The following is a 22115-nucleotide window of genomic DNA, read 5'->3' on the forward strand; positions in this document are numbered from 1 at the left end:
CCGCAAAGAGAGCACCCGACCAGGGTGCTCTCTTTGTTTAGTGCCGGTTCCTCATCCAACCGATGACCTCGCCTGCTACTTTTGCCAGTATGAGCGGGAGCAGCACGACAGCCAAGCCCACGGCAATCACCGGCCGAAGGCCCAGACGCATGATGAGTTTCCGGACCACCTTCCCACGCAACTCGTCGAGCAGGAAGCGTCCAGCCTTCGTCATGGGCTTGCCCTTCAGCACTTCCTGTACCTCCCGCCAGTTTCCGCGCTCAATCTGCCGCCTCAGGAAGCCCAGCACGGTGTCTTTGGTGATAAAGACAGCCTCACTGAACTGCTCCTGACGCATCCTGGCCCACTGCATGAGGGCACGCAGCCTAGCGTCCGTATCCTTGGGTATGAAAGTACTCATGTGTATCATTAGTCTAGTTTTTTCTGTCTTTGCCAGGACCACTATGTAGAAATTCCGCGCCCGTCATCCCTTTAACGTTTATTTCTGAAGTTCTACGATACATAGAGAAAATAAATTCCATACCAAAGTATTTGGAGGTCAAACGGAATGGCTCTTCGAAGCCCAAAGGCAGTTTCTCTTCTGCACCTAACGCCAGCAGGAACGTCTGCTTTCCTTTCATCTTTCTCCCTATGGCTTTCTGTGTCGTGACCAAATCCGTCAGTCGGTCAAAGAACACTTTCAGGACGCCGCTCATGGCATACCAGTACACCGGCGTGGCGAACACCAGCTGCTGGTGTTGCAGCAGCAACTCCACTACTTGCATGAAATCATCGTCTTCTGGGTATTGCCCGTCGTAACGGTAGTGGGCGACAGAATAGTCAAGGAGGTCCACCACGGTAGCAGAGCCTCCCGGGAATAGCGTACGGACGAATTGGCTGGTGTCACCAGCTTTGCGCGAACTGCCCAGCAAGATGAGTGGTTTGACTGACATGCTATACCTGGTATACTTCGAAAAGAGCGACAGGTATACGCTAGCTATACCTGCAGACGAACACTAAAATACAAAAACCCGCCGACTTGTGTCACTTTGGAATAATGGTGTTAAATTTACAGGTATGGCCCAATGAACAAAGCCAGCCTGACATTAGTTAAGAGAACGAAGCACCAGCTTACGCTTTTATGAACAAGAACTATAGCCCCAGCCTCACGGAGTACAAACGCAGAGAAACCATTGTCGTGAACATTGGCGACGTGCCCATGGGTGGCAACCATCCCATCCGGGTGCAGTCCATGACCACGGTCGACACCATGGATACCTTAGGCTCTGTGGAGCAGTGCATTCGGATGATTGAGGCGGGCTGCGAATACATCCGCATCACGGCACCCAGTATAAAGGAAGCAGAAAACCTGCGCCACATTCGAGAGGAATTGCGCCGCCGCGGCTATACCACGCCTCTTGTAGCCGACATTCACTTTACCCCGAACGCCGCTGAGGTGGCAGCCCGCATCGTGGAAAAGGTGCGCATCAACCCCGGCAACTATGCCGATAAGAAGAAATTTGAGGTTATCGAGTATAACGACACTACTTACCAAGCAGAGCTGGACCGGATACGGGAGCGTTTTGTGCCGCTGGTGCGCATCTGCAAGGAACACGGAACTGCCATGCGCATCGGGACCAACCACGGCTCGTTGTCTGATCGTATACTGAGCCGCTACGGCGATACCCCGCTCGGAATGGTAGAGAGCGCGCTGGAATTCCTCCGTATCTGTGAGGATGAGCAGTATTACAACATCGTCATCTCGATGAAGGCCTCTAATACGCAGGTGATGGTGCAGGCTTACCGGTTATTGGTACAGAAGCTCGAGGAGGAAGGTTTAAAGCCGTACCCGCTGCACCTGGGCGTGACTGAGGCGGGAGAGGCTGAGGACGGCCGCATCAAATCGGCCGTAGGTATAGGCACCCTACTGGAAGACGGCTTAGGCGATACGGTACGTGTTTCCCTGACCGAGGCGCCTGAGGCCGAAGCCCCGGTAGCCAAAGCCTTGATTGACCGCTATACCCATCGCGCTGAATTAGCGCAGCCCATCCAGCCCATCTGCAACGTACCCATAGACCCTTTCCAGTACCACCGCAGAGAGACGACTGAGATAGCGAACATAGGAGGGACCAATGTGCCGCGGGTAGTGGCAGACCTGAGCCGCCTGACAGCGGTGCAGTATGCTGACCTGAAGTGCGTAGGCCACCTGTATTCCATGCTGCTCGACAAGTTCAACATGAACGATTTAGGGGCTGACTTCATCTATACCGGTGACAACCCGATTCAGTTCATGCTGCCGAACGGCCTGAAGGAGATTGTGAATTATGTGCCATGGCAACTGGCGGAAGACCAGGAGAACAGGCACCCGCTATTGACGTCTCGCCAATATGTGGAAGCTGAAACCCTGCACCCAAAGCTGAACTTCATTGAAGCGACCATTCATGACATCACGGATACGCTGATGGAGCGCCTGAAGCAGGACGCTACGGCTGTTCTGGTGCTGTATACCGCTAATGAACATGCCATGCCGGAACTGCGCAAATGCTTCTTCAGGCTGATGAACAACGGTGTGGCGAACCCCTGCATCGTCAAGCGCGCCTATGGCCAGCTGACCTCCGACGAAGTGCAACTCTACGCGGCTACCGATGTAGGCGGACTGCTTATTGATGGCCTGGGGGATGGCATTCTGCTGGGCACGGAGCTTCTACCGCAGCAAGAGAAAGGAGAGTGGCTACAGACGATAGATAAACTCAACAACCTGAGCTTCGGGATACTACAGGCTGCCCGCACCCGCATGAGTAAAACCGAGTACATCAGCTGCCCAAGCTGCGGCCGTACCCTGTTTGACCTGCAGGAAACTACCGCCATGATACGTAAGCGCACAGACCATCTGAAAGGAGTGAAGATTGGCATTATGGGCTGTATAGTGAATGGCCCCGGCGAAATGGCCGATGCGGATTATGGTTATGTGGGTGTGGGGAAAGACAAAATCGCTCTCTACCGTGGCCAGACCGTTGTCAAGAAGTCCGTTCCAGCTGACCGTGCCGTGGATGAATTGATAGAACTGATACGTGAAGATGCTAGGTGGATTGAGCCGATGGTGCTGGAGGAATAAACCTGTTCTGGGCTAAATCTTTTATCCTTTTTGGATGTTGATTATATAGCAGAGCAGCCACAGCATTACGTCTGCTGCTCGAATTTCTTTAGACCGATACCCAAGATTTTATGAAAGGATTGTTCGATTTCACTGAAGTAGCCACTTACTTCTTCCGCAAGAAAGACCCTAATCGCAAGACGAATTTCAATCTCCGTGCCATGCATACCATCAACAAGATATCCATCTTGATGTTCCTGGCTGCCATGGTATACTTCGTTATCAAGCACTGGTAACATTATTGGTGCTATGAACATTGAGGAATTCAGAGAGTACTGCCTGGACAAGGCCGGCATCACAGAAGAGCTTCCTTTTGATGAGGATACGCTCGTCTTTAAGGTATGCGGCAAAATGTTTGCCTTATGCAGCCTCTCTGAATTCCAAAATGGCATCATATTAAAGAGTGACCCGGCTAATGCAGTGGAACTACGGGAACAGTACCCGCAGGTGAAGGCGGCATTCCACATGAACAAACAGCACTGGAACAGTGTGCTTCCTGAGGCAGGGCTGCCAGACAGCATCATCCGCACTTGGATAGATGATTCCTATACCTTGGTCGTCGCGAAGCTATCCAAAGCCAAACGCGAGGCGATAAAATAGCTGAACCGCCCAAGCAGTACGAATACGCCTATATCCTTTTTCAGCAGTAAAACTCTATTCCGCCCTTTTTCGTCGCAACTCTGGCGTAACCTCCAGAAAAAAAATTCCTATAGATATTGTGCAATTCAGCACAAAAACGCAATCTGCAATAACATAGGTTGCATGTTTGCGCATGCAGTTAATCGAATCCTGCAAAATGTAGCTAGGGGTGTTCTAAATAACGATTTTTTTGTTTCAATATTGCTTCTAACCTGCAACTTGTGTTATGAAATCTCTGTATATTAAGACCTATTTTTTGCAACTCTCACCTAACTAACTATGCAATTGGAAAGCGAAACCGGAATCAAGACATTTCGGAATGACTGGCAGAAAGCTAGCATGAACATCATTCTTACCTATGGTTTGTTGTACAACAGCCATGAGGACTTCTTCAGGCAATATGACCTGACGGCACAACAGTACAACATCATGCGAATTTTGCGTGAGGCTTTTCCCAAACCTATTTCTACGTCGGTGCTGCGCAACCGTATGCTGGACAAGATGTCTGACACCTCCAGACTGGTCAGCCGCCTAAAGTCCAAAGGTTTGGTGGAGGTATGCCGCAACGCAAGTGACAAGCGCCTGGTAAACATCGTCCTCTCCACCAAAGGCCATAACCTGCTCGCTGCCATAGATGGTGAATTGTACAAGCTCGACAACATGCTGCAAGGACTTTCGGAAGAGGAGGCAGTGCAACTCTCGCAGCTATTGGAGAAAGCCCGTAAATCCCTTCAAACAGCAGATAAGCGCATCAAAGCCCTGGCTGAGGTCGAGCAGACGGCCTAATCAACCGATGCTGTTCCCGCTGTCACTCTCAGGTATAGCCTTACCTGAAGTGAATATTTTAAAATGCTTCGTTAAAGCGCCTTCATCTGAGGCGTCAGAATATCACTGCTCTCTTAACTATCCCTATTAAATACGCATACTCCTTAACTAAACCAGTAACATTAAAAACCGAAAGCCGCCAACATTGCTGTTGAGCGGCTTTCGGCATAGTTAGTGGTAAGATGGAGGTAGTTATACTACCACATTGATGATTTTGTTAGGGACTATGATGACTTTCTTTGGTGCTTTTCCATCAAAGAATCTGGTCACCTGTTCGTCTGCCACAACGGCCTTTTCTATGTCCTCGCGTGGGGTGTCTGTGGCGAACGTAATCTTCGTGCGCATCTTGCCATTCACGGAAACCGGGTACTCAAAGGTATTCTCCACCAGGTATTTCTCCTCCCATACAGGGAAAGGAGCGAAGGTGATGCTCTCAGTATGGCCCAGTTTCTCCCAAAGTTCTTCAGCGATGTGTGGCGCGTAAGGCGCCAGTGTGATGGTCAAAGGCTCCAGGATAGCGCGTTTGTTCGTCTTCAGCGCTGTCAGCTCGTTCACACAAATCATGAAAGTGGATACGGAAGTATTGAACGAAAACCGCTCAATATCTTCTTCTACTTTACGAATGGTCTTGTGCAGCGATTTCAACTCAGCCGAGGTTGGCTCCTCGTCGGACACGGCAAAGTTGCCGTCGTTGTCGTGGAAGAGTTTCCAGAAACGCTTCAGGAACTTATGCACGCCGTCCATACCGTTGGTGTTCCATGGCTTGAACTGCTCCAGCGGACCCAGGAACATCTCGTACATGCGCAGCGTGTCTGCTCCCTGTCGCTCCACAATGATGTCCGGATTCACCACGTTGTACTTCGATTTGGACATTTTCTCGATTTCGACGCCGCAGATGTACTTGCCGTCTTCGAGGACAAACTCAGCGTTTGCGTTCTCAGGTCGCCACGCCTTGAAGGACTCCAAGTCTAGTTCATCGTTCTCCACGATGTTCACGTCCACGTGCAGGGCAGTGGTGTCATACTGGTTCCGCAGGCCGTATGAGACGTAGGTGTTGCTGTCTTTGATGCGGTATACAAAGTTGGACCGGCCTTGAATCATGCCTTGATTGATGAGCTTCTTGAATGGCTCCTGTTCCACTACCAAGCCAAGGTCATACAAAAACTTGTTCCAGAAGCGGGAGTAGAGCAGGTGCCCGGTGGCATGCTCGGCTCCACCCATGTACAGGTCCACGTTGCGCCAGTAGTCGATTTTTGCTTTGTCCGCGAAGGCATTGTCATTCTGCGGGTCCATGTAACGGTACCAGTACCAACTGGAGCCGGCCCAGCCAGGCATGGTGCTCAACTCATACTCGTATTGATTCTGGTATTTCCAGTCCACGGCGCGCCCGAGTGGCGGCTCCCCGGTCTCAGTGGGCAGGTAGGCATCGATTTTAGGCAACTCCAGTGGCAGCTCATTTTCTGACAGTAGATGCGGAATCCCTTCTTTGAAATACACGGGCACCGGCTCACCCCAGTAGCGCTGGCGGCTGAACACGGCATCGCGCATGCGGTATTGCGTCCGTCCTTTTCCTACACCCAGTTCTTCGGCTTTGGCTATACCTGCTTTGATGGCGTCTTTCACCTCCAGGCCATTGAGGAAACCGGAGTTGATGATTTTACCTTCTTTGGCTGCATGGGCTTCCACCTCCAGGTTGCCGCCTTCTACCACCTGCGGTATAGGGAGGTTGTAATATTTTGCGAAGGCATAGTCGCGGGAGTCGTGGCCTGGAACGGCCATCACGGCACCGGTACCGTAGCCGGCCAGCACGTAATCCGCAATCCAGATTGGCACACGCTCGTTGGAAATCGGGTTGACGGCGTAGGCTCCCGTAAACACACCGCTCACAGTTTTTACATCCGTCATTCGCTCCCGCTCCGAACGGTTTTTGGCAACGTTGACATATTCCTCCACGGCAGCACGCTGCTCATCTGTTGTAATCTGGGCAACCAGCTCATGCTCCGGGGCGAGCACCACGAAGGAGGCTCCGAAAATGGTATCGATACGGGTGGTGAATACCTTGATTTTCTCAGAGGCACCGCCTTCCACAGCAAAGTCCAGCTCGGCACCCACTGATTTGCCAATCCAGTTTCGCTGCATCTCCTTTACCGGCTCCGGCCAGTCAATCTCCTCCAGTCCCTGCAACAGGCGCTCGGCGTAGGCAGTGATGCGCATCATCCACTGGCGCATCAGTTTGCGTTCCACCGGGTAGCCGCCACGCTCTGACAGACCATCCTTCACCTCGTCGTTTGCTAATACGGTGCCCAGGGCCGGGCACCAGTTCACCACTGCGTCGGCTACGTAGGTCAGTCTATACTTCAGCAAGAGCTGCGCCTTTTCCTGCTCGTTCATGTTCTTCCAGGCTTCAGCGGTAAAGACTGGCGTGTCTTCGTCGCGGGCGGCGTTTATACTGGCGTTTCCATTTGCTTCGAAATCAGCCACCAGTTTTTCAATCGGTTCTGCTTTGTCGGTGTTATAATTGTAGTAGCTGTTGAAGAGCTGCATGAAAATCCACTGCGTCCATTTGTAGTAGGAGGGATCAGAGGTACGCACCTCGCGCTCCCACTCATAGGAAAAGCCAATGTTCTTGAGCTGCTCAATATAGCGCCCAATGTTCTGCTCGGTAGTGATGGCCGGGTGCTGGCCCGTCTGGATGGCATATTGCTCGGCCGGCAGACCGAAGGCGTCGAAACCCATGGGGTGCAGCACGTTGAAGCCTTTGGAGCGCTTGTAGCGGCTCACGATGTCAGAGGCGATATAACCCAGCGGGTGCCCCACGTGTAGCCCTGCCCCGGAAGGGTAGGGGAACATGTCCAGCACATAATACTTCGGTTTATCTGTATTTTCTGTGGCTTTAAACGTCTGGTTTTCTTCCCAGTAACGCTGCCACTTCTTCTCAATCTGGTTGAAATTATACTCTGACATCGGCTCTGTGTTAATCGCTTGTTCTTTCTGAAACCGCTAATATACTCAATGGATGGGGTATTGTGAATTCCTGGAGGCGTAAAAGTGGGTATACATCAGTTGAAGGGGTGCACGCGTGGGTATGCTGAATTATAGCTACCTTTGCCGCAGATAGCCAAAAACAGACGAAGCGATGGAAAAGTATGATTTGCTGGACGTGCCTCACCTCATCTATGTGATGGACCCTATGTGCTCCTGGTGCTACGGATTCGCCCCCGTTTTGCACCGTCTCAAGCAAGTGCAGGAAGGAAAACTCAACTTTAAACTGGTGCTGGGTGGCCTGCGACCCGGTACGACAGAACCCATGGACGAGCAGATGAAAGCTTCCATCCAGAACCACTGGCAGGAGGTGGAGAAAGCCACCGGGCAACCTATCGATTATACCTTCTTTGACAGGGACGAATTTGTTTATGACACCGAGCCATCCTGCCGTGCGGTGGTGACTATGCGCTATCTGCATGCCGACAAAGAGCTGGAGATGGCGGAGGAAGTACAGAGCGCTTTTTATGCCCGCAACAATGACGTGACCAAGCCGGAGGTGCTGGCCGAAATCGCCTTCAGGCTAGGTATAGAAGAGGAAGCCTTTCTTGAGAAGTTCAACTCAGAGGAGATGAAAGAGAAAACGAAACAGGATTTCCTGATTGCGCGCCACCTGCAGGCTGTCGCCTTCCCGAGCGTATACCTGCTCAACGGCCATCACGTCTACCTGCTCAGCAGAGGCTACCGCCTATATGACGCGCTGCAAGCCCGCTTGACCGAAGCCCTGAAGGCTTCTCCCCAGTAAGGACACTACGGAAAACCAGTTTTCGATTTTTAAACTGGCTTTTCACTTTAAGAGGTTTGATTACGTATGTATCGGCAGGATTGGAAACCAGGTATAGCTCTTGGTTTCGATTTAGATTACGGCAACCATACCTGCAACGGCCTCTTGAAAACCGCTATCTGCCACCTCACAAAAAGGCACCTGCCTCTCTCGCAGCTGGTGCAGGGGGCTGCCATTCGGCGCCCTATTTTCCAGCTGATTCAGTCTGACTTCCCTGATTTTAAGGATGAATCTTACATTGCGGTCGGTAACCTCAATGGCTACCGGAAAAGATACCTGGAGGTGATGCTGGAGAAGGAAATAGGGGAGTTAACCGAACTGGAGAAGGAGGTGCTGGAGAGCATCCACGAGAATGAACTATTGTCTTCGAACGTCGAGGCGGAACTGGGGGAGAACCTGCGGCTAGGGGAGCGAATGGCCGATAATATTGCCACCTTCGGCGGTAGCTGGACCTTCATCATTTTCTTTTTCCTGTTCATCCTGCTCTGGATGGCCGTCAACGTATACCTGCTGGCGTCTAGACCATTCGACCCCTATCCGTTCATTCTCCTCAACCTCATTTTGTCCTGCCTGGCGGCGATACAGGCCCCCATCATCATGATGAGCCAGAACCGAAAAGAATCAAAAGACAGGCAACGCTCCGAATACGATTACAAAGTAAACCTGAAAGCGGAGCTGGAAATCCGTTTGCTCCATGAGAAAATTGACCACCTCATCGTGCACCAGAACCAGCGCCTCCTGGAAATCCAACAGATACAGGTGGACCTGATGGAGGACATCCTCAACCGGTTCAAAAAATAAGCCCCTTTGTTGCGCCTATTGGTTTTTGTGTGCCAAAGAGGGATGGATGATTCTACCTATACCTGCTTTGTTAGTAATGTGGCAAGTGGATTTATGCCGTTCCAGGTGCCCATGCTCTCCACAGGTATGAACCGGGCGAAAAGCTCTTCTTTATACCACTTCTCGGAGCGGGTGCGGCGGATGACCTCCTGGTGGAGCGGGTCTTTGTAAGCGTATTGCTTCATCGCCTCCACCGATTCCCATACACTAAAGGTAGCCTGTCTAATCAGGGGGAGTTCGCCTAAGCCGATGGAGCAGACCAGTCCTTCGGCATTATCCAGCGCTTTGCTTGTTTGGGGAGTGAAACGCCAGAACTGCGGCAGGGCCCGCCAATTAATGGAGGCCCGGGTGAGTACCGCCACCGGTCCATTGGCCTTCTCCTGACCAAGTTGCGGTGTGAAGGGCTGCTTTCCGTCCCAAAGGCCGTGCGCCTGCAGCGGAAGCAGCTTCACTGTCCAGATTTCGTAAGAGTGCACGCGATACTCCAGCATCAACTCAGAGCGCTCCAGAAACTCATCGGCGGCTTCTTCGCTCTCCCAGGTGCACAGCAGGCCGTAGCGCCTGAAGTTGGGCTTGATGCTGAAGCCACGGCCCAGGCCGCTCCCCAGCAACTTGTAGAATAGGAGGCCCGGCACTTGGTTAAGGTGTGCGGCGGAGGTGCCCATCTGGGCCAATCCCCAGCGGATGTGCCCTTTCCTGAAACCGAATAATGTCAGGGTGGTCAGGCGGTCGGTTTTGCTGGTAAGAGGTCGCAAGGTAAGCAGGATTAAGGGGATGTGTGTTGAATGCCAAGTTAAGAAATGGCTAGAGCAAAAACACCTGCTAAGCGAAATTGTTTAGCAGGTGTTTCTGGTTCCTGAGTAAATCGAAGCTATCGTCTACAGGTTGATTTTTTTGTTTTCACCTGGGTCGTACTGCTCACCGGTTACGGTGGCCTTCACCATCCCAATGAGGTGTACCACGGCGCTGTTAGGTGAATCCCAGTACTCTGCTTTGTCAATGGTCACTTTGATGAGCGCAATATTGGGGTCTTCCTTCCCTTCTGGAAACCAAGCTTTCAAAGCTGGGTTCCAGAGTTCTTCTATCTTAGCTCTGTCTTTCACCAGCGAAGCCCTGCCTGAAACCGATACATACAGGTTATCAGACGGCTTGGCATAGCTCAGGTTCACGTGCGCGTCCTGCTTGATTTCATGTGACTTGCCCGACTCATACCCCGTGAAGAACCAGATGACGCCATCTTCCTTTATTTGCTGGTTGCGCATCGGTCTGCTTCGCAGGCTGCCATCGTCGTCTACGGTGGTCATCATGGCCGTATCAATGTCTTTTAGCTTATCTATCAGTTTGTGCAGATTTTCTTTTTGTTCGTTGTTCATAGTGCAATTAGTTGTAAGTTGGATGTGTATTGGAGTACGGGCTACAAAGCAAAGGGTTTATGGCTTGCGCCTGTGTTCACTTACAACCAAAAGCCATTGAATAAGTTTATACCTACTGGCAAACCATACCTATACCCTTGAACTACCTGGCCCATACCTTCCTTTCCGGCGATGACGAAGAACTCCTGATTGGCAATTTCATAGCGGATGCCGTGAAGGGAAAACAGGCGGCGCGCTTTGCTCCAGGTATAGCCAGAGGTATCCGCCTCCACCGCCTCATTGACACCTATACCGATACCCACCCAGTAGTTGCCCAGACCAAAGCCCGCCTTCGCCCACGCTATAAAAAGTACGCACCCGTCGTAGCCGATTTATACTTCGACCATTTTCTGGCGAGACGCTTTGGGGAGTTCTCGGAAGAGCCGCTGGAGCGCTATACCGCACGTGTCTATACCTTGATTGATGCCCATTTTGAGTTGCTGCCGGAGCGGGTGCAATATTTCTTCCCGTACATGATGCGCCAGAACTGGCTGTTGTCTTATGCCGAAGTTGCAGGTATAGGGCAGGCACTGGGCGGCCTCAGTCGCAGGACTTCCTTTGAGTCAGGTATGGAGACGGCGGGAGAGGAACTGCTGGAGAACTACTCGCTTTACAACGAAGAGTTTTCGGCCTTCTTCCCGGAACTCATAGCCTATGTGAAGCAGATGATTCAGGAGCTGGATTGAGCGCCAAACAAAAAGGGGCCACCTCAACGGCAGCCCCTTCTCTAATAAGTTTTAGTTCTGATTAATGGTGGTGTACACCGCCTTCGCCGTGCACGTGGCCGTGGTCCAGCTCATCTTTGGTGGCTTCGCGTACTTTTTCCACTTTGCCTTTGAAGTTCAGCTCTTTGCCAGCCAATGGGTGGTTAAAGTCCATAGTAACGGTGCTATCGCCTACTTTAGCCACACGGCCCTGTAATTGGTTGCCTTCGCTGTCCGCCATCGGGATGAAGTTACCTACTTCCAACATGTTGTCCGGAACATTGCCTTCAATCTCGAATACGCTCTTTGGAAGTTCCACCACAGCGTTCTCATCGAAGTCACCGTAGCCAGCCTCTGCCTCCAGTTTGAAGTCAAAGCCATCACCCGCGTTCAGACCATCCAGGTTCTCTTCGAACTGGTCCGGCAGGCCGCTCATGCCGTAGATGAAGACCATCGGGTTTTCTTCATTTGCTATTTCCACGAGGCTCTGCTCACCGTTTTCGTTTTGGATACGAAGCTCATAGGAGAGCGTCACCACTTTGTTTTTCTCGATTTTCATGTAATGTGCTTTTGTTTTGATACCAGAAAGGTAGAAATATAAAGTTTAGGTCCATAGTCCGACCGCCACTAAATCCCGTCACCTTCTGATTTTTTATACAATATGTTTCCTTCCCTAGTACCTACGTTAAGGAAGGCACTCTGTTAATTCCCAGGCACTTTTATATGCCCCAATGCGCTCTGTATAGGCAATCAGGTCCGCAAAGAAAGGGTGCAGGGAAAGCGTAGCGCTGTCGCCGACAATCACCAGTTTCTTGCGCGCGCGTGTCATACCTACGTTCATTCGGCGAACATCTCCCAGAAAACCAATCTCGCCTTTCTCGTTGCTGCGCACCATGCTCATGCAAATAATGTCGCGCTCCTGGCCCTGGAAACTGTCCACGGTGCCAATGGTGAGCTGCCGTTTTTTATAGAGCTCATGCAGCCGCGGCGTATGCTCCACTTTGTCCTGGAGATAGTTGATTTGGGCACGGTAAGGTGCGATGACCCCAATCCGCAGCGGGGCTACGGCCTCCTCTTCGTTATAATCTTTGAGCAGGAGCGAGAGGTGGTTGAGCAGCAAATCTGCCTCTTCCGGGTTTGCGGCGCTCTGGCTCTCGTTCATCTCGGTTTCATTGTAGCCACAACCGGCAGTGTCAATAAACTCTACTGCCTTGTCAGGAGCGAAAATGGTGCTATACCCGTGCAAGTCGCTGCTGTGCACACTCTCATGAGCCACTAACTCGCCGTGGTAAAACTGCTGGTTCGAGAACTCCATAATCTGGTGGTGCATGCGGTACTGCGTCTTCAGCATCACCGATACCTCCGGCTGCCGCTCAATGCACTTCTCAAACAAGGTGATTCCCAAACCGCCTTTCTCAGCATCTAAAGACTTAACCGTAGGGGGCAGCTGCCGGTGGTCGCCAGCCAACACCACCCGGTTAGCGCGTGTAATGGGCACCCAGCAACCTGGCTCGAGGGCCTGCGCCGCCTCATCAATGAATACGGTGTCGTAGCTCAGGTGCCGGATAGCCTTGTTGGCCGCACCCACCAGCGTACACGTGATGACCTGAACATTGTCCAGTAGGTCGTCGGTGATGTAATGCTCCACGTTGTCTGCCTCATCCAGCAGCCGGTGGCTTTCCGCTTTGTACAGTTGCCGCTGTGCCCGCTCCTGATGCCCAAAGTTGCGCTTGTACTGATGCGCCATGCGCTTGTACTCCTCGGCGGTTTTGCGAAGGCTCTTCAGGTCCTTGTACGCCCGGTGGGCCATAATCTGGGCATCCAAGGTATGCTCGAGCAGCACATCCGACACGCGGGACGGGTTGCCTATGCGGATGACATTCACACCTTCGTTGGCCAATTTCTCAGTGAGCAAATCCACAGCTGTATTGGAAGGTGCGGTCACCAGCAGTCGTTTCTGCGTTTTCAAGGTATGCAGAATGGCCTGCACCAGTGTAGTGGTTTTACCCGTGCCCGGAGGACCATGTATAATGGCTACATCTTTCGACTGCGCAATCTTCTGCACCGCCTCGTTCTGGGACGGGTTCAGTGTCGGAATCTCTTCTACTGGCTCATTGGTGAAGGAGGGGGCCTTGATTCCCAGCAGTATGTCCCGTAGCTCCGCCAGGCGGGTGCCTTTGGCTTCCTGCACTTTCTTGATGGCATACTCCATCTCGCGGTAGCTCATCTCGTCAAACGTGAGCTCAATGCCCAGCTTGCCGCCGTCCACCCAATCCGGAAGGTCTTCTTTGTTAGTAGCGAAAAGCACTTTGTTACGCTTTAGGCCCACTACCACGCCATTCAGGTTGGCCCGCTCCCCGTTATTTCCAAAAAAAGACGCTGCTTTGCCGGTCTGGAATAGGTGCAGCTGATCACGGTCGGATGTGCGCTCCAGTTCCAGCACCACCTTGTTACCAAAGCCGATTTCCTCCTTGGAAATAACCACCGGATACCAGCACAGCCCCATGGCTTTGCGCTCCGTGATGGAGCTTTTGAGTGCCTTCAGCTTGTATTGCTGCCGGTCTTCTTCCTGTTCTATTTTAAGCAGTTCCTGTACCTGCTTCAGTTCATCGAAAATGTCAATCATCTGTATCAAAAAAGAAAGGCTGGTATGGGTATGCCAGCCTTTTCGATTAGTAAATTTTATGTACTTAAACCCGCTGAAAGGTATGCATTCATAACAAATGACGTGCTATAAATAATTCCTGTTCAGCTAGCTTGAATTAATGGCTTTGTTTGTTGTCTGCCATACCTGTAGGAAGCCATTAGGCACCCGCTGCATTACGAGCTCAGGCCTTTTTGCGTTTCTTGGGAGCGGCTTTTTTGCTCAGGCGAATCTGCAGGAAAACGGCGTATAGGAAAAGCACGAAAGCCGCCCCAGCCAGAATGGCAATCACCCTGTCTTTGCCATAGCGCACCTCATCGGCGGCCTTAAGCTGCTCCTGCACGTCCAATATGACGCGCTCGCGCTTCTTGGCCTGACTCTGCAGTGTTTTAATCTGGCCTTGCAGGTCAGCTATCTGGTTGTTTATCAGGCGCTCGTCCTGCACAATCTGCTTGCCGGCCCGCTGGTTCTCCACGGTGCTTTGGGCAATCTTCCTGACGCTGACCTCCTTGACGGCATTGATGAGCTCCGAGTCCTTTCGGATGATTTCCTTGAGGGTGTTGACAATGTTGAGCAGGTCTTTTTTGGATTGCTTGCCCCAGAAGTTGCTGTTCTGCTGGCTGTAGTACTGGTACTCAAGCACCAGCTGCTCCCGCTCGCTCATCAGGCGTGCGAGTTTGTCTTCTTTTTGCTGCTGCTGCTCTTGATTTTGTTCCTGCGCCTGAACACCCACAAACCAGAGGCAAAGTGCTAGTGCTGCCAGTAGTTTCTTCATCATCATAAAAAGGATTGGTATACTTATTACACGCAAATATGGCCATCCTTATTGGATTAGGCCAGTTTTATTTTCGGGGCGGGCGGTAAAAGAAGAGGATGAGCACCGGCAGCAGCAGCAAATCGGCAAGCAGGGCAAACACAAGCGTCAGGCTAACGAACACGCCCACATAGAAGGTAGCATCGAAAGTGGAGAGCACCAGCGTCAAAAAGCCAGCCACCAGAATGCAGGAGGTGATGATGATGGCCTTGCCTGTAGAGACCAGCGTGCTTTTAATGGCATAGGGCAAGGTCTTCCCTTTCCGCAGTTCCAGCTTGAGCTTGCCCAGGAAGTGGATGGTGTCGTCAACGGCTATACCGAAGGCAATGGTAAAGATGATGGAAACAGACACGGTCATGTTGATACCCAGGAAGCCCATGATGCCGCCTATCATCATGAGGGGGATGATGTTAGGGACAAGCGAAATGATGACCATGCGCAGCGAACGGAAAATGATGCCTACCAGCAGCGCTACCACCAGGAAGGCAATCAGCAGTCCCTCCAGCATGTTGCTTACCACGTACTCATTGTTCTTGTCCAGCATCACGGCACTGCCCGTAATACGCGTCTGCAGCAGTGTAGGGTCTATCTGCTGGTCAATGAAAAGCTGCAGGGAATCGTTAAGCTCAGCGGCCCGCGCACTGCCTACGTCCGTCATCTTACCAGCGAGACGTCCTTCTTTCATGTCGGCAGTCACGACGGAGCGGAGCTCGCTGCGTTTGTTGAAGGCATCGAGTCGTCGCTTTACTTGATTCATCTCGTGCGGGGTATCCGGCAAGGTATAGAAGTCGCTGAGACCGCCATTCTGTGCACGGTGGAGTGTCTTGACCACCGTGACAGGCGAGCTGATGAAGTTGAGTCCGTAGGTGTCGTAAAGGTAGCCCTCGATTTGGTTTACTTCCTGCAGCACCTCCAAATCATACATGGTTCTACCGGGTGCCGCCTTCAGGTGCAGCTCAAATGGCCTCACGCCTGAGAACTTGTTCTCGAAATACTGGAAGTCCTGAATGATAGGGTCGTCGTCTCCCAAATCCTCCAGCAGCGTGGTGTCTACCTTTATCAGACTGAGCCCTATCAATGAGAGTAGCGCAATGCCCATACTAGAGTATAGGATGAGCTTGGGTTTGCGGAGGATAAAACGGTACAGACGCCGCATCAGCACAGGCCAGGAGAATTCGCTTCGCCGGGTTAGTCTTTGACTAGGCTTCTGGATGAGCAGCAGGATGGCGGGGAGCACGGTAAAGGCCAGTACAAAGGCAAGCATCACCGAGATACCTGTATAGAGTCCGAAGTTCCGGATGGGCACGATTGCGGTAGTAAGCAGGGTCAGGAAACCCACGGCGGTGGTAAGGGAGGTCAGCAGGGTAGCCATACCTACCTCGCGCAACGTGGTGCGGATGGCCAGGAGTTTGGAGGCGCCAGCGCCGACAGCCGTGATGTAGCGCGACTGGATGTGGATGACATCGGACATACCCACCACAAACATAATAGTCGGCAGCAGCACCGTCATGATGTCAATGGGCTTATTGAACATGCCCATCACGCCCAGGCTCCACAGCACCGACAGCAGCACGACCACCAGTGGCACCAGCACACCCCATGGGGTCCTGAAGGCTATCCAGAGAAAGGCAATAACCAGCACGATGGAAGCTGACATAAAAACGGCCAGTTCTACCTTCATTTTCTCAATGAACACGGATTGCGCCAGGGCCTTGCCCGCGATGTGATGGTCGGAGAGTTGCAGGAGGTCCAACTGCTGGTACAGGTATGCCAACAAGGTATCGCTGTCGGCTTTGCCCAGGTTGTCGGATGTCTGCACGAAAAGCGACACAGCGGTCGCATCCTCTGAAAAGAATGTCCCGATTAGCTCTCTGTTGCTGTAGATGCGGGCGGAGTCCTCTGCGTAGCGATTGGGCTCGTCAGCATGCAGGTATGGAATCTCAAAATAGCCGAACTGCTCCACCACTGGGCTCCGGAGCGTGGTGGGAGAGAGCACAGACTCTATATGCGGCTGCCCCAGCAGCAGCTTGGTCAAGCTATCGACGCGCTGTAGGAACGAGGCCTCGAAAACGCTGTTGCCCCCATTGTCCAACCCGATGAGCAGGTAGTCGTTGTCGTTGCCGAACTTGTCGCGGTAGCTGTAGTAGTAGGAGAGGTCCGGGTCCCCTTCCGGGAAAAAGTTGTCGAAGTTGTAGTCGAAACGGAGGCGGGAGGCAAAGATGCTGCTGGCCAACGTGAGGACTGCCACGAGGGTGAGTACGAGGATGCTGCTGGTCTTGTGGTTCAATTGAATCTGAATGTGATGAAGGTCATTTTGAGCTTTCGCCGGAAATGGTAAATTTACTCTCAGAACAACCTACGTGCATTTTCTGTTTAAATTTTTATCAATTGACAATATGAAAAGATTCATTCTAACGATTGCCCTGGCTGGATTCCTGGGAGCAGGTATAGCCAGCCCAGCCCTAGCCTGTGAAGGCGGCAAGTGCAAAATGGAGCACAGCGACAAAACCGGCAAAGCCAAGAAAGGCAAAAAAGGTGCTCAAAGTGAAAGCTGCCACGCCACGACGGCCACAGCCAGTACTTCGGGAACTGCAGCCGCCAAGTCCTGCTGCGCTAAAAAGGATGCCCCTAAAGCAGAGGCCGCCAAAGAGACTAAAGCACAACGCTAAACCGCTTTAAGAAGAAAAGGCCTCCAGATGATTTTGGAGACCTTTTCTTTTATACAAGGTATGTAAATCAGGTATGGGTGAATCCGCCATACCTGCCATTATAATATTTTACTTCACCAGGCTCACCTTAAACTTACGTCCCTTTATCTTGCCGTTGGTCAAGGCCGTGGCTATCTGCTGACTCTGCTGCGCAGGTATGGCCACGAAGCTGGCTTTGTCCTGCACCTCAATTTTTCCTATTTGTTCTGCTGTCAGCCCGGCTTCGGCAATCAGGGCGCCTACGATGTCGCGCGGGCTGAGCTTGTCTTTGCGGCCTGCGTTGATGTGCAGCGTCGCAAAGGCCTCAGAGGTCTCCGGCGCTGCGCCAGCTGACTGCTTGGCCAGTGATTCCGCCGATAGCCACTCATCCATGCGTACCAGTCCCCAGTCACGCAGCTTTTTCTCGTCGCGCTGGGTGGCCATGGTATAGACCACGCCGCTTCGGCCGGCCCTGCCGGTGCGCCCGCTCCGGTGCAGGTAGGCTGCTTCGTCGTCAGGCAATTCATAATGTATGATGGTCACCAGCGAGGCGATGTCGAGGCCGCGTGCAGCCAGATCCGTTGCAACCAAAACCTGTGTGGTGCGGTTGCGGAAGAGCGTCATTACCTTGTCCCGGTCCGGCTGCTCCATGCCACCGTGCAGTGCCTTGGCCACAAAACCCTCCTGTTGCAAAACGGCTGCTACCTCATCAGAGGCGCCGCGGGTGTTGCAGAACACCACCGTGCCTGCCGGGTTGATGCTTTTGAGCAAGTCAATCAGAGCCCGCTGCTTCTCGGGTTGCTGTACTTTTATACCTACCAGCTTCACTTGGTCAGGTATGGCATTGGGCGACACCTGCACGAACTGCGGATTTTTGAGCGATTCAGCAATCAGCTGTTTCACTTCTTCAGGCATGGTGGCAGAGAAGAGCAGTGTCTGGCGTTTGGGCGGCAGCGCTTCCATAATCTGGTCTATCTCATCGGCAAAACCCATCTCCAAAAGTTTGTCGGCCTCGTCCAGCACCAGTTGCTTCACCTGGCCCAGGTCCAGCGTGCGGCGGTACAGGTGGTCGGTGAGGCGGCCGGGGGTGCCGACCAGCACTTGCGGCGGGAAAGCGAGCGAGGCCCGTTCCTGTGAGAAGGCATGGCCTCCGTAGAAGGCACTTATCTTCAGGTTGGGGATTTGCTGCGCCAGCTGCTTCAGTTCATGGCGCACCTGCAGCGCCAGTTCACGGGTGGGCACCAGCACCAGGGCCTGAACGGCCTGCACATCTGGGTTCACCTGTTGCAGGATGGGAAGCCCATATGCCACGGTTTTCCCGCTGCCGGTCTCGGCTTGTCCGGCCACATCGTTGCCTTTGAGCAGGAGCGGTAAAGCAGCCTGCTGAATGGGTGTAGGGGTATGGAAGCTGAGCTCGTCAAGGCGCTGCAGCAGCGCGGGAGAGAGTTTGAAATCTTGGAAACCGGGCATAGGAATGGATACGTTCGGAGCAAAGGTACGGATTTTAATCGCCAACCTTCAGCCGGATTATACACGCCTCCTTTTCACAAGCCTGCGATGCAGCACCGGCTATACCCTTTGTGCTAGCATTTCAGTATGAGGAGTATGGAACAGCGATACGACACCATCAAACGACTGACTTATTGGCTGCTCTTCCTTATACTGCTGGTGTATGTGCTGGTAGAAGCACGCGATTTTCTATATCCCCTGGTGATGTCCCTGCTCTTCGCCTACCTGCTATACCCTGTCGTGAAGCGGCTGGAGAAATGGGGGGTGCCTCGGATTCTGGCCAACCTGATTACCATCGTCACGGCTGTGGCCATAGCGGCGGGGCTCCTGACTCTGCTCTACAAACAGCTTTCCATTTTCATCACCGATTTCCCGGACCTAAAGGAGAAGGCGCTCCGCAACATCGACGAACTGCAGGCGGTCATTGACCAACGTTTCGGGGATGAGAACCAGAAGAACGAGCGTTGGCTGCGGTTGCAGGTCAGCAGTCTTTTTGACCAAAGCGGGAGCCTGATTACGGATGTGCTGCTCGCCACCACCAACACCCTCGTCAAGTTCGGGCTCATGCCGGTATACATTTTCCTGATGCTCTACTACCGCAACAAATTCGAGAGCTTCATCCTTCGCGTAACATCGCCGCAAAGCCACCTGAAGGTAAAGCGCCTCATTGACGAAGTATCGCTGGTGACTAAGCGCTACATGAGTGGTGTCGTGATGGTGGTGCTGATACTGTGCGTCATCAACTCGGCGGGGCTGCTCATCATTGGGGTCGAGTATGCGGTATTACTTGGAATCGTGTCTGCTTTCATCAATTTCATTCCCTATTTCGGTACTTTGATTGGCGGAGCGGTACCTTTCCTCTATACCTTGGTAGTACAAGGCGACCCACAGAAGACGCTGGCCGTGCTGCTTTTTTTCCTGGTGGTGCAGTTCACCGAAAACAACATCCTGACGCCCAACATCACCGGCAGCAAAGTCAACATCAACCCCATGTTCACCATCCTGAGCATTATTGTAGGCGGCATGGTCTGGGGACTGCCTGGTATGTTCGTGTCAGTGCCCTTGCTGGGCATGTTCAAAATCTACTGCGAGAATGAAACCAGCCTGTCGGCCTACTCCTACCTGCTGGGCACGAACGGCACCGAAGAGCACGCCCTGACCCTGGACAAACTGTTGCGCTTTGTAGGCATCCGCAAGAAGGCAACATAAACCTAACGCTAGCTGAAAGCAGTGGCAGGCGCGGACGTCTCTTGCCGCATCAGGATTTTTTGGATGGAGAATAGGTGCATGGTGTAGGCGATGGGGACCAGTAAGGCCGGCAGCAACACAGTAGGAAAGGTCGCTACGATGGTGTTCGCCGGCTCATTGAAGAACATCCGGAAGGGGGAAGGGGTAGAGAGCATGGCTACAGAAATAATGTTGAGCAGTAGCGCCATACCTACCAGGTTCCAAATAAGTGCCAGCTGCCTGCGCTTCCGTCCTTGCCCAAAGCAAACATAAGCGGCTAATGGGGCTGTCAGACCAGTCAGCACGTCCCAGTTTCGACCTTCAAACGTCATTTGAACGGGAATCAGGTTATCGAGGAACAACAGCCACAGGAACAGCTCTACCGGCACACGGAAAACCTGTATGTAGCAAAGCCAGGAGTCGGGTACGTGTGCCAGGAAATTCTTGAAAACCGGCCAACGCATGAGCAGCACCACAGAAACCAATGGAGCCACAATAACAATGGCAAACTTGGGTGGTATGGACGCAAAGTCGCTTAGTATACCAGAAATTGCGAGGGCACTTGCAATGCCTATCCAGATAAGAAGCACCACAGCCACCATGAGATTTCTGCGTCGCGCCTTTCTGTCAGGTATACCCATCCGGATAAAGGTTTTATATGTGCCTGCCAAGAGGCATACCAGGCAAACAATGGCCAGCGCAACAAAGCCAGCGGCTACCATCGGATAATAGGTCTTTTCCATAAGCTTGTAGGTATGGTTACTCTGCAAATATCGGCATGTAGCCAGCTTCTTGTTTGACAAAAATTGCTAATTCACCTGCAGCCTGTACTGGTGTGGCGTAGTGCCCATCGCTTTCCGGAAGGCTCTGCTGAACGTGGATACCTCCGGGAAACCACACAACAGTGCAATGTCTCCCACGGCTAGCCTAGTTTTTGAGAGCAGGCGTTGTGCACGCCTGAGCCGTTGCTGGAGCATGAATTGGTGCGGTGTTGTGCGATGTATGCTCGTGAAGGTGCGCAGGAAGTGGAATTTAGAAAGACATGCCATAGCAGCCAATCGCTCCAGCGGCGCAGTTTCCGTGGATTTGGAAAGCATATAATCTGTAGCCATACAGACACGGCGAAATAGTTCCTGCCGGGTAGCCGGCCTGAGCGTAGGTATGCGCAGCACCTGCCTGGTCAGCTCTTTTTTCTGGAAGGCCAAGCCCAGCAATAGGGGCAAGAGGGCTTCTTCTATTTCCAGGCTACCGCTATGTGGTTGTTTGGAAAGCTGGTGCAGGTGCTGGATAGCTTTTGACATCTGACTGGTCTGAAGCTGCAACAGGTTGGGAAATTCACTGACAGCGGATGTACTGGACTCGAAGGGGTTGTCGAGCAGGGTGGTTTGCTCCAGTGACTGACTGTAAACAAAGTCCTCCCACACGTCCCGCCCCAGGTGCATGTTGAACGTCTCCACATCCTGCTCGCTGTCCACTTCCAGCGAGTAGTACTGGGCGCGGTTCGTGATAAAGAAACTGTCTTCATCTACCTGCACCCGTTGCCTGCCTGTGCTGACGGTGGAGGTACCGCTGATGTTGGTGAAAATGGTGAATGGGCCTTTGATGTTCTGACGGTGACAGTGGCGTGTGTGGGTGTTGAGGATGACGAGGGGCCAGCCGTCTTTTTTGAGTGGTGCTCCCTTGACCACAAGCCGATTCTCAAAGGCCGTCTCCGCCTGCCTTTTCAGCCATGCATAGTCTGGGAACTCCTTCAGGAACATAGGCTTTCATTAAGGTATAAATACATCCTAAAATAACTTATTTACACGCATTCATCTCATCAGCTATTCTTTTTTTAGCGACCGCACCATTATAG

21 protein-coding genes are annotated in these 22115 nt (G+C 52.5%); 9 read left to right on the plus strand and 12 right to left on the minus strand.

Features of this window, described 5'->3' with window-relative positions; all coding sequences use genetic code 11:
* Positions 1-37 precede the first annotated feature (37 nt).
* Together B051_RS0108890 and B051_RS0108895 are read right to left on the minus strand one after the other, a co-directional pair.
* Positions 38-400, minus strand: a complete 363-nt coding sequence (locus tag B051_RS0108890) for a hypothetical protein (protein WP_245539602.1) — start codon at positions 398-400, stop codon at positions 38-40.
* A 13-nt stretch (positions 401-413) separates the two neighbouring features.
* Positions 414-932 (minus strand): flavodoxin family protein, encoded by a 519-nt coding sequence (locus B051_RS0108895; protein WP_018477846.1) that lies wholly within the window; start codon positions 930-932, stop codon positions 414-416.
* Between the two features lie 188 nt (positions 933-1120).
* Between B051_RS0108895 and ispG the strand changes: the two genes are divergently transcribed.
* The 4 genes from ispG (at position 1121) to B051_RS21105 (ending at position 4558) form a co-directional block, all read left to right on the plus strand.
* Positions 1121-3094 (plus strand): (E)-4-hydroxy-3-methylbut-2-enyl-diphosphate synthase, encoded by a 1974-nt coding sequence (ispG, locus tag B051_RS0108900; RefSeq protein ID WP_018477847.1) that lies wholly within the window; start codon positions 1121-1123, stop codon positions 3092-3094.
* A gap of 110 nt (positions 3095-3204) precedes the next feature.
* Positions 3205-3369 (plus strand): DUF6728 family protein, encoded by a 165-nt coding sequence (locus tag B051_RS22580; protein WP_018477848.1) that lies wholly within the window; start codon positions 3205-3207, stop codon positions 3367-3369.
* A 13-nt stretch (positions 3370-3382) separates the two neighbouring features.
* Positions 3383-3733: an MmcQ/YjbR family DNA-binding protein gene (locus B051_RS0108910; protein WP_018477849.1), complete on the plus strand. Its 351-nt coding sequence runs from the start codon at positions 3383-3385 to the stop codon at positions 3731-3733.
* A gap of 318 nt (positions 3734-4051) precedes the next feature.
* Positions 4052-4558, plus strand: coding sequence for a MarR family winged helix-turn-helix transcriptional regulator (locus B051_RS21105; protein ID WP_018477850.1), 507 nt, complete (start codon positions 4052-4054; stop codon positions 4556-4558).
* 231 nt (positions 4559-4789) lie between these two features.
* On the opposite strand, the gene leuS is transcribed toward B051_RS21105, so the two are convergent.
* A complete protein-coding gene (leuS, locus tag B051_RS0108920; protein WP_018477851.1) occupies positions 4790-7561 on the minus strand; it encodes a leucine--tRNA ligase in 2772 nt (923 codons plus the stop codon).
* Positions 7562-7733: 172 nt separating this feature from the next.
* Here leuS and B051_RS0108925 point away from each other — a divergent pair, with 172 nt between their 5' ends.
* On the plus strand, positions 7734-8384 hold the full coding sequence (locus B051_RS0108925) for a DsbA family protein (protein WP_018477852.1): 651 nt from the start codon (positions 7734-7736) through the stop codon (positions 8382-8384).
* A 66-nt stretch (positions 8385-8450) separates the two neighbouring features.
* Positions 8451-9224: a DUF1003 domain-containing protein gene (locus B051_RS0108930; RefSeq protein WP_018477853.1), complete on the plus strand. Its 774-nt coding sequence runs from the start codon at positions 8451-8453 to the stop codon at positions 9222-9224.
* 56 nt (positions 9225-9280) lie between these two features.
* On the opposite strand, the gene B051_RS0108935 is transcribed toward B051_RS0108930, so the two are convergent.
* On the minus strand, positions 9281-10018 hold the full coding sequence (locus tag B051_RS0108935; RefSeq protein ID WP_018477854.1) for a DUF3291 domain-containing protein: 738 nt from the start codon (positions 10016-10018) through the stop codon (positions 9281-9283).
* Positions 10019-10141: 123 nt separating this feature from the next.
* A complete protein-coding gene (locus B051_RS0108940) occupies positions 10142-10636 on the minus strand; it encodes a pyridoxamine 5'-phosphate oxidase family protein (RefSeq protein WP_018477855.1) in 495 nt (164 codons plus the stop codon).
* A gap of 137 nt (positions 10637-10773) precedes the next feature.
* On the opposite strand from B051_RS0108940, the gene B051_RS0108945 reads away from it, so the two are divergent.
* Positions 10774-11361 carry an acyl carrier protein phosphodiesterase gene (locus B051_RS0108945; RefSeq protein ID WP_018477856.1) on the plus strand — a complete coding sequence of 196 codons (588 nt, stop codon included), beginning with the start codon at positions 10774-10776 and terminating at the stop codon, positions 11359-11361.
* Positions 11362-11422: 61 nt separating this feature from the next.
* Here the strand turns inward: B051_RS0108945 and B051_RS0108950 are convergent, their stop codons facing one another.
* From B051_RS0108950 to B051_RS0108965, 4 genes are all read right to left on the minus strand, one after another.
* The gene (locus B051_RS0108950; protein WP_018477857.1) at positions 11423-11938 is read right to left on the minus strand and encodes an FKBP-type peptidyl-prolyl cis-trans isomerase; all 516 of its coding nucleotides are present in this window, start codon (positions 11936-11938) and stop codon (positions 11423-11425) included.
* A 126-nt stretch (positions 11939-12064) separates the two neighbouring features.
* Positions 12065-14005: an AAA domain-containing protein gene (locus tag B051_RS0108955; RefSeq protein WP_018477858.1), complete on the minus strand. Its 1941-nt coding sequence runs from the start codon at positions 14003-14005 to the stop codon at positions 12065-12067.
* Positions 14006-14207: 202 nt separating this feature from the next.
* Positions 14208-14804: a hypothetical protein gene (locus B051_RS0108960; RefSeq protein ID WP_018477859.1), complete on the minus strand. Its 597-nt coding sequence runs from the start codon at positions 14802-14804 to the stop codon at positions 14208-14210.
* 61 nt (positions 14805-14865) lie between these two features.
* Positions 14866-17124 carry an efflux RND transporter permease subunit gene (locus B051_RS0108965; RefSeq protein ID WP_018477860.1) on the minus strand — a complete coding sequence of 753 codons (2259 nt, stop codon included), beginning with the start codon at positions 17122-17124 and terminating at the stop codon, positions 14866-14868.
* Positions 17125-17233: 109 nt separating this feature from the next.
* Here B051_RS0108965 and B051_RS0108970 point away from each other — a divergent pair, with 109 nt between their 5' ends.
* A complete protein-coding gene (locus B051_RS0108970) occupies positions 17234-17506 on the plus strand; it encodes a hypothetical protein (protein ID WP_018477861.1) in 273 nt (90 codons plus the stop codon).
* A 108-nt stretch (positions 17507-17614) separates the two neighbouring features.
* Here the strand turns inward: B051_RS0108970 and B051_RS0108975 are convergent, their stop codons facing one another.
* Complete coding sequence (locus B051_RS0108975; protein WP_018477862.1) at positions 17615-18994, minus strand: DEAD/DEAH box helicase; 1380 nt, start codon at positions 18992-18994, stop codon at positions 17615-17617.
* 135 nt (positions 18995-19129) lie between these two features.
* On the opposite strand from B051_RS0108975, the gene B051_RS0108980 reads away from it, so the two are divergent.
* Positions 19130-20242 carry an AI-2E family transporter gene (locus B051_RS0108980; RefSeq protein WP_018477863.1) on the plus strand — a complete coding sequence of 371 codons (1113 nt, stop codon included), beginning with the start codon at positions 19130-19132 and terminating at the stop codon, positions 20240-20242.
* An 8-nt stretch (positions 20243-20250) separates the two neighbouring features.
* Here B051_RS0108980 and B051_RS21110 read toward each other — a convergent pair whose 3' ends face one another.
* Positions 20251-21003: a hypothetical protein gene (locus B051_RS21110; RefSeq protein ID WP_018477864.1), complete on the minus strand. Its 753-nt coding sequence runs from the start codon at positions 21001-21003 to the stop codon at positions 20251-20253.
* Between the two features lie 66 nt (positions 21004-21069).
* The gene (locus B051_RS21970; RefSeq protein ID WP_018477865.1) at positions 21070-22020 is read right to left on the minus strand and encodes a helix-turn-helix transcriptional regulator; all 951 of its coding nucleotides are present in this window, start codon (positions 22018-22020) and stop codon (positions 21070-21072) included.
* Positions 22021-22115 lie beyond the last annotated feature (95 nt).

The organism is Pontibacter roseus DSM 17521, from assembly GCF_000373265.1.
GTDB classification, from domain to species: Bacteria; Bacteroidota; Bacteroidia; order Cytophagales; family Hymenobacteraceae; genus Pontibacter; species Pontibacter roseus.

Coding starts and splice junctions, on each gene's coding strand:
- B051_RS21970 (WP_018477865.1), bottom strand. CDS start 22,020: ATGTTCCTGAAGGAGTTCCCAGACTATGCATGGCTGAAAAGGCAGGCG.
- B051_RS0108955 (WP_018477858.1), bottom strand. CDS start 14,005: ATGATTGACATTTTCGATGAACTGAAGCAGGTACAGGAACTGCTTAAA.
- B051_RS0108925 (WP_018477852.1), top strand. CDS start 7,734: ATGGAAAAGTATGATTTGCTGGACGTGCCTCACCTCATCTATGTGATG.
- B051_RS0108890 (WP_245539602.1), bottom strand. CDS start 400: ATGAGTACTTTCATACCCAAGGATACGGACGCTAGGCTGCGTGCCCTC.
- B051_RS0108940 (WP_018477855.1), bottom strand. CDS start 10,636: ATGAACAACGAACAAAAAGAAAATCTGCACAAACTGATAGATAAGCTA.
- B051_RS0108930 (WP_018477853.1), top strand. CDS start 8,451: ATGTATCGGCAGGATTGGAAACCAGGTATAGCTCTTGGTTTCGATTTA.
- B051_RS0108910 (WP_018477849.1), top strand. CDS start 3,383: ATGAACATTGAGGAATTCAGAGAGTACTGCCTGGACAAGGCCGGCATC.
- B051_RS21110 (WP_018477864.1), bottom strand. CDS start 21,003: ATGGAAAAGACCTATTATCCGATGGTAGCCGCTGGCTTTGTTGCGCTG.
- B051_RS0108975 (WP_018477862.1), bottom strand. CDS start 18,994: ATGCCCGGTTTCCAAGATTTCAAACTCTCTCCCGCGCTGCTGCAGCGC.
- ispG (WP_018477847.1), top strand. CDS start 1,121: ATGAACAAGAACTATAGCCCCAGCCTCACGGAGTACAAACGCAGAGAA.
- B051_RS0108895 (WP_018477846.1), bottom strand. CDS start 932: ATGTCAGTCAAACCACTCATCTTGCTGGGCAGTTCGCGCAAAGCTGGT.
- B051_RS22580 (WP_018477848.1), top strand. CDS start 3,205: ATGAAAGGATTGTTCGATTTCACTGAAGTAGCCACTTACTTCTTCCGC.
- leuS (WP_018477851.1), bottom strand. CDS start 7,561: ATGTCAGAGTATAATTTCAACCAGATTGAGAAGAAGTGGCAGCGTTAC.
- B051_RS0108960 (WP_018477859.1), bottom strand. CDS start 14,804: ATGATGATGAAGAAACTACTGGCAGCACTAGCACTTTGCCTCTGGTTT.
- B051_RS21105 (WP_018477850.1), top strand. CDS start 4,052: ATGCAATTGGAAAGCGAAACCGGAATCAAGACATTTCGGAATGACTGG.
- B051_RS0108970 (WP_018477861.1), top strand. CDS start 17,234: ATGAAAAGATTCATTCTAACGATTGCCCTGGCTGGATTCCTGGGAGCA.
- B051_RS0108950 (WP_018477857.1), bottom strand. CDS start 11,938: ATGAAAATCGAGAAAAACAAAGTGGTGACGCTCTCCTATGAGCTTCGT.
- B051_RS0108980 (WP_018477863.1), top strand. CDS start 19,130: ATGGAACAGCGATACGACACCATCAAACGACTGACTTATTGGCTGCTC.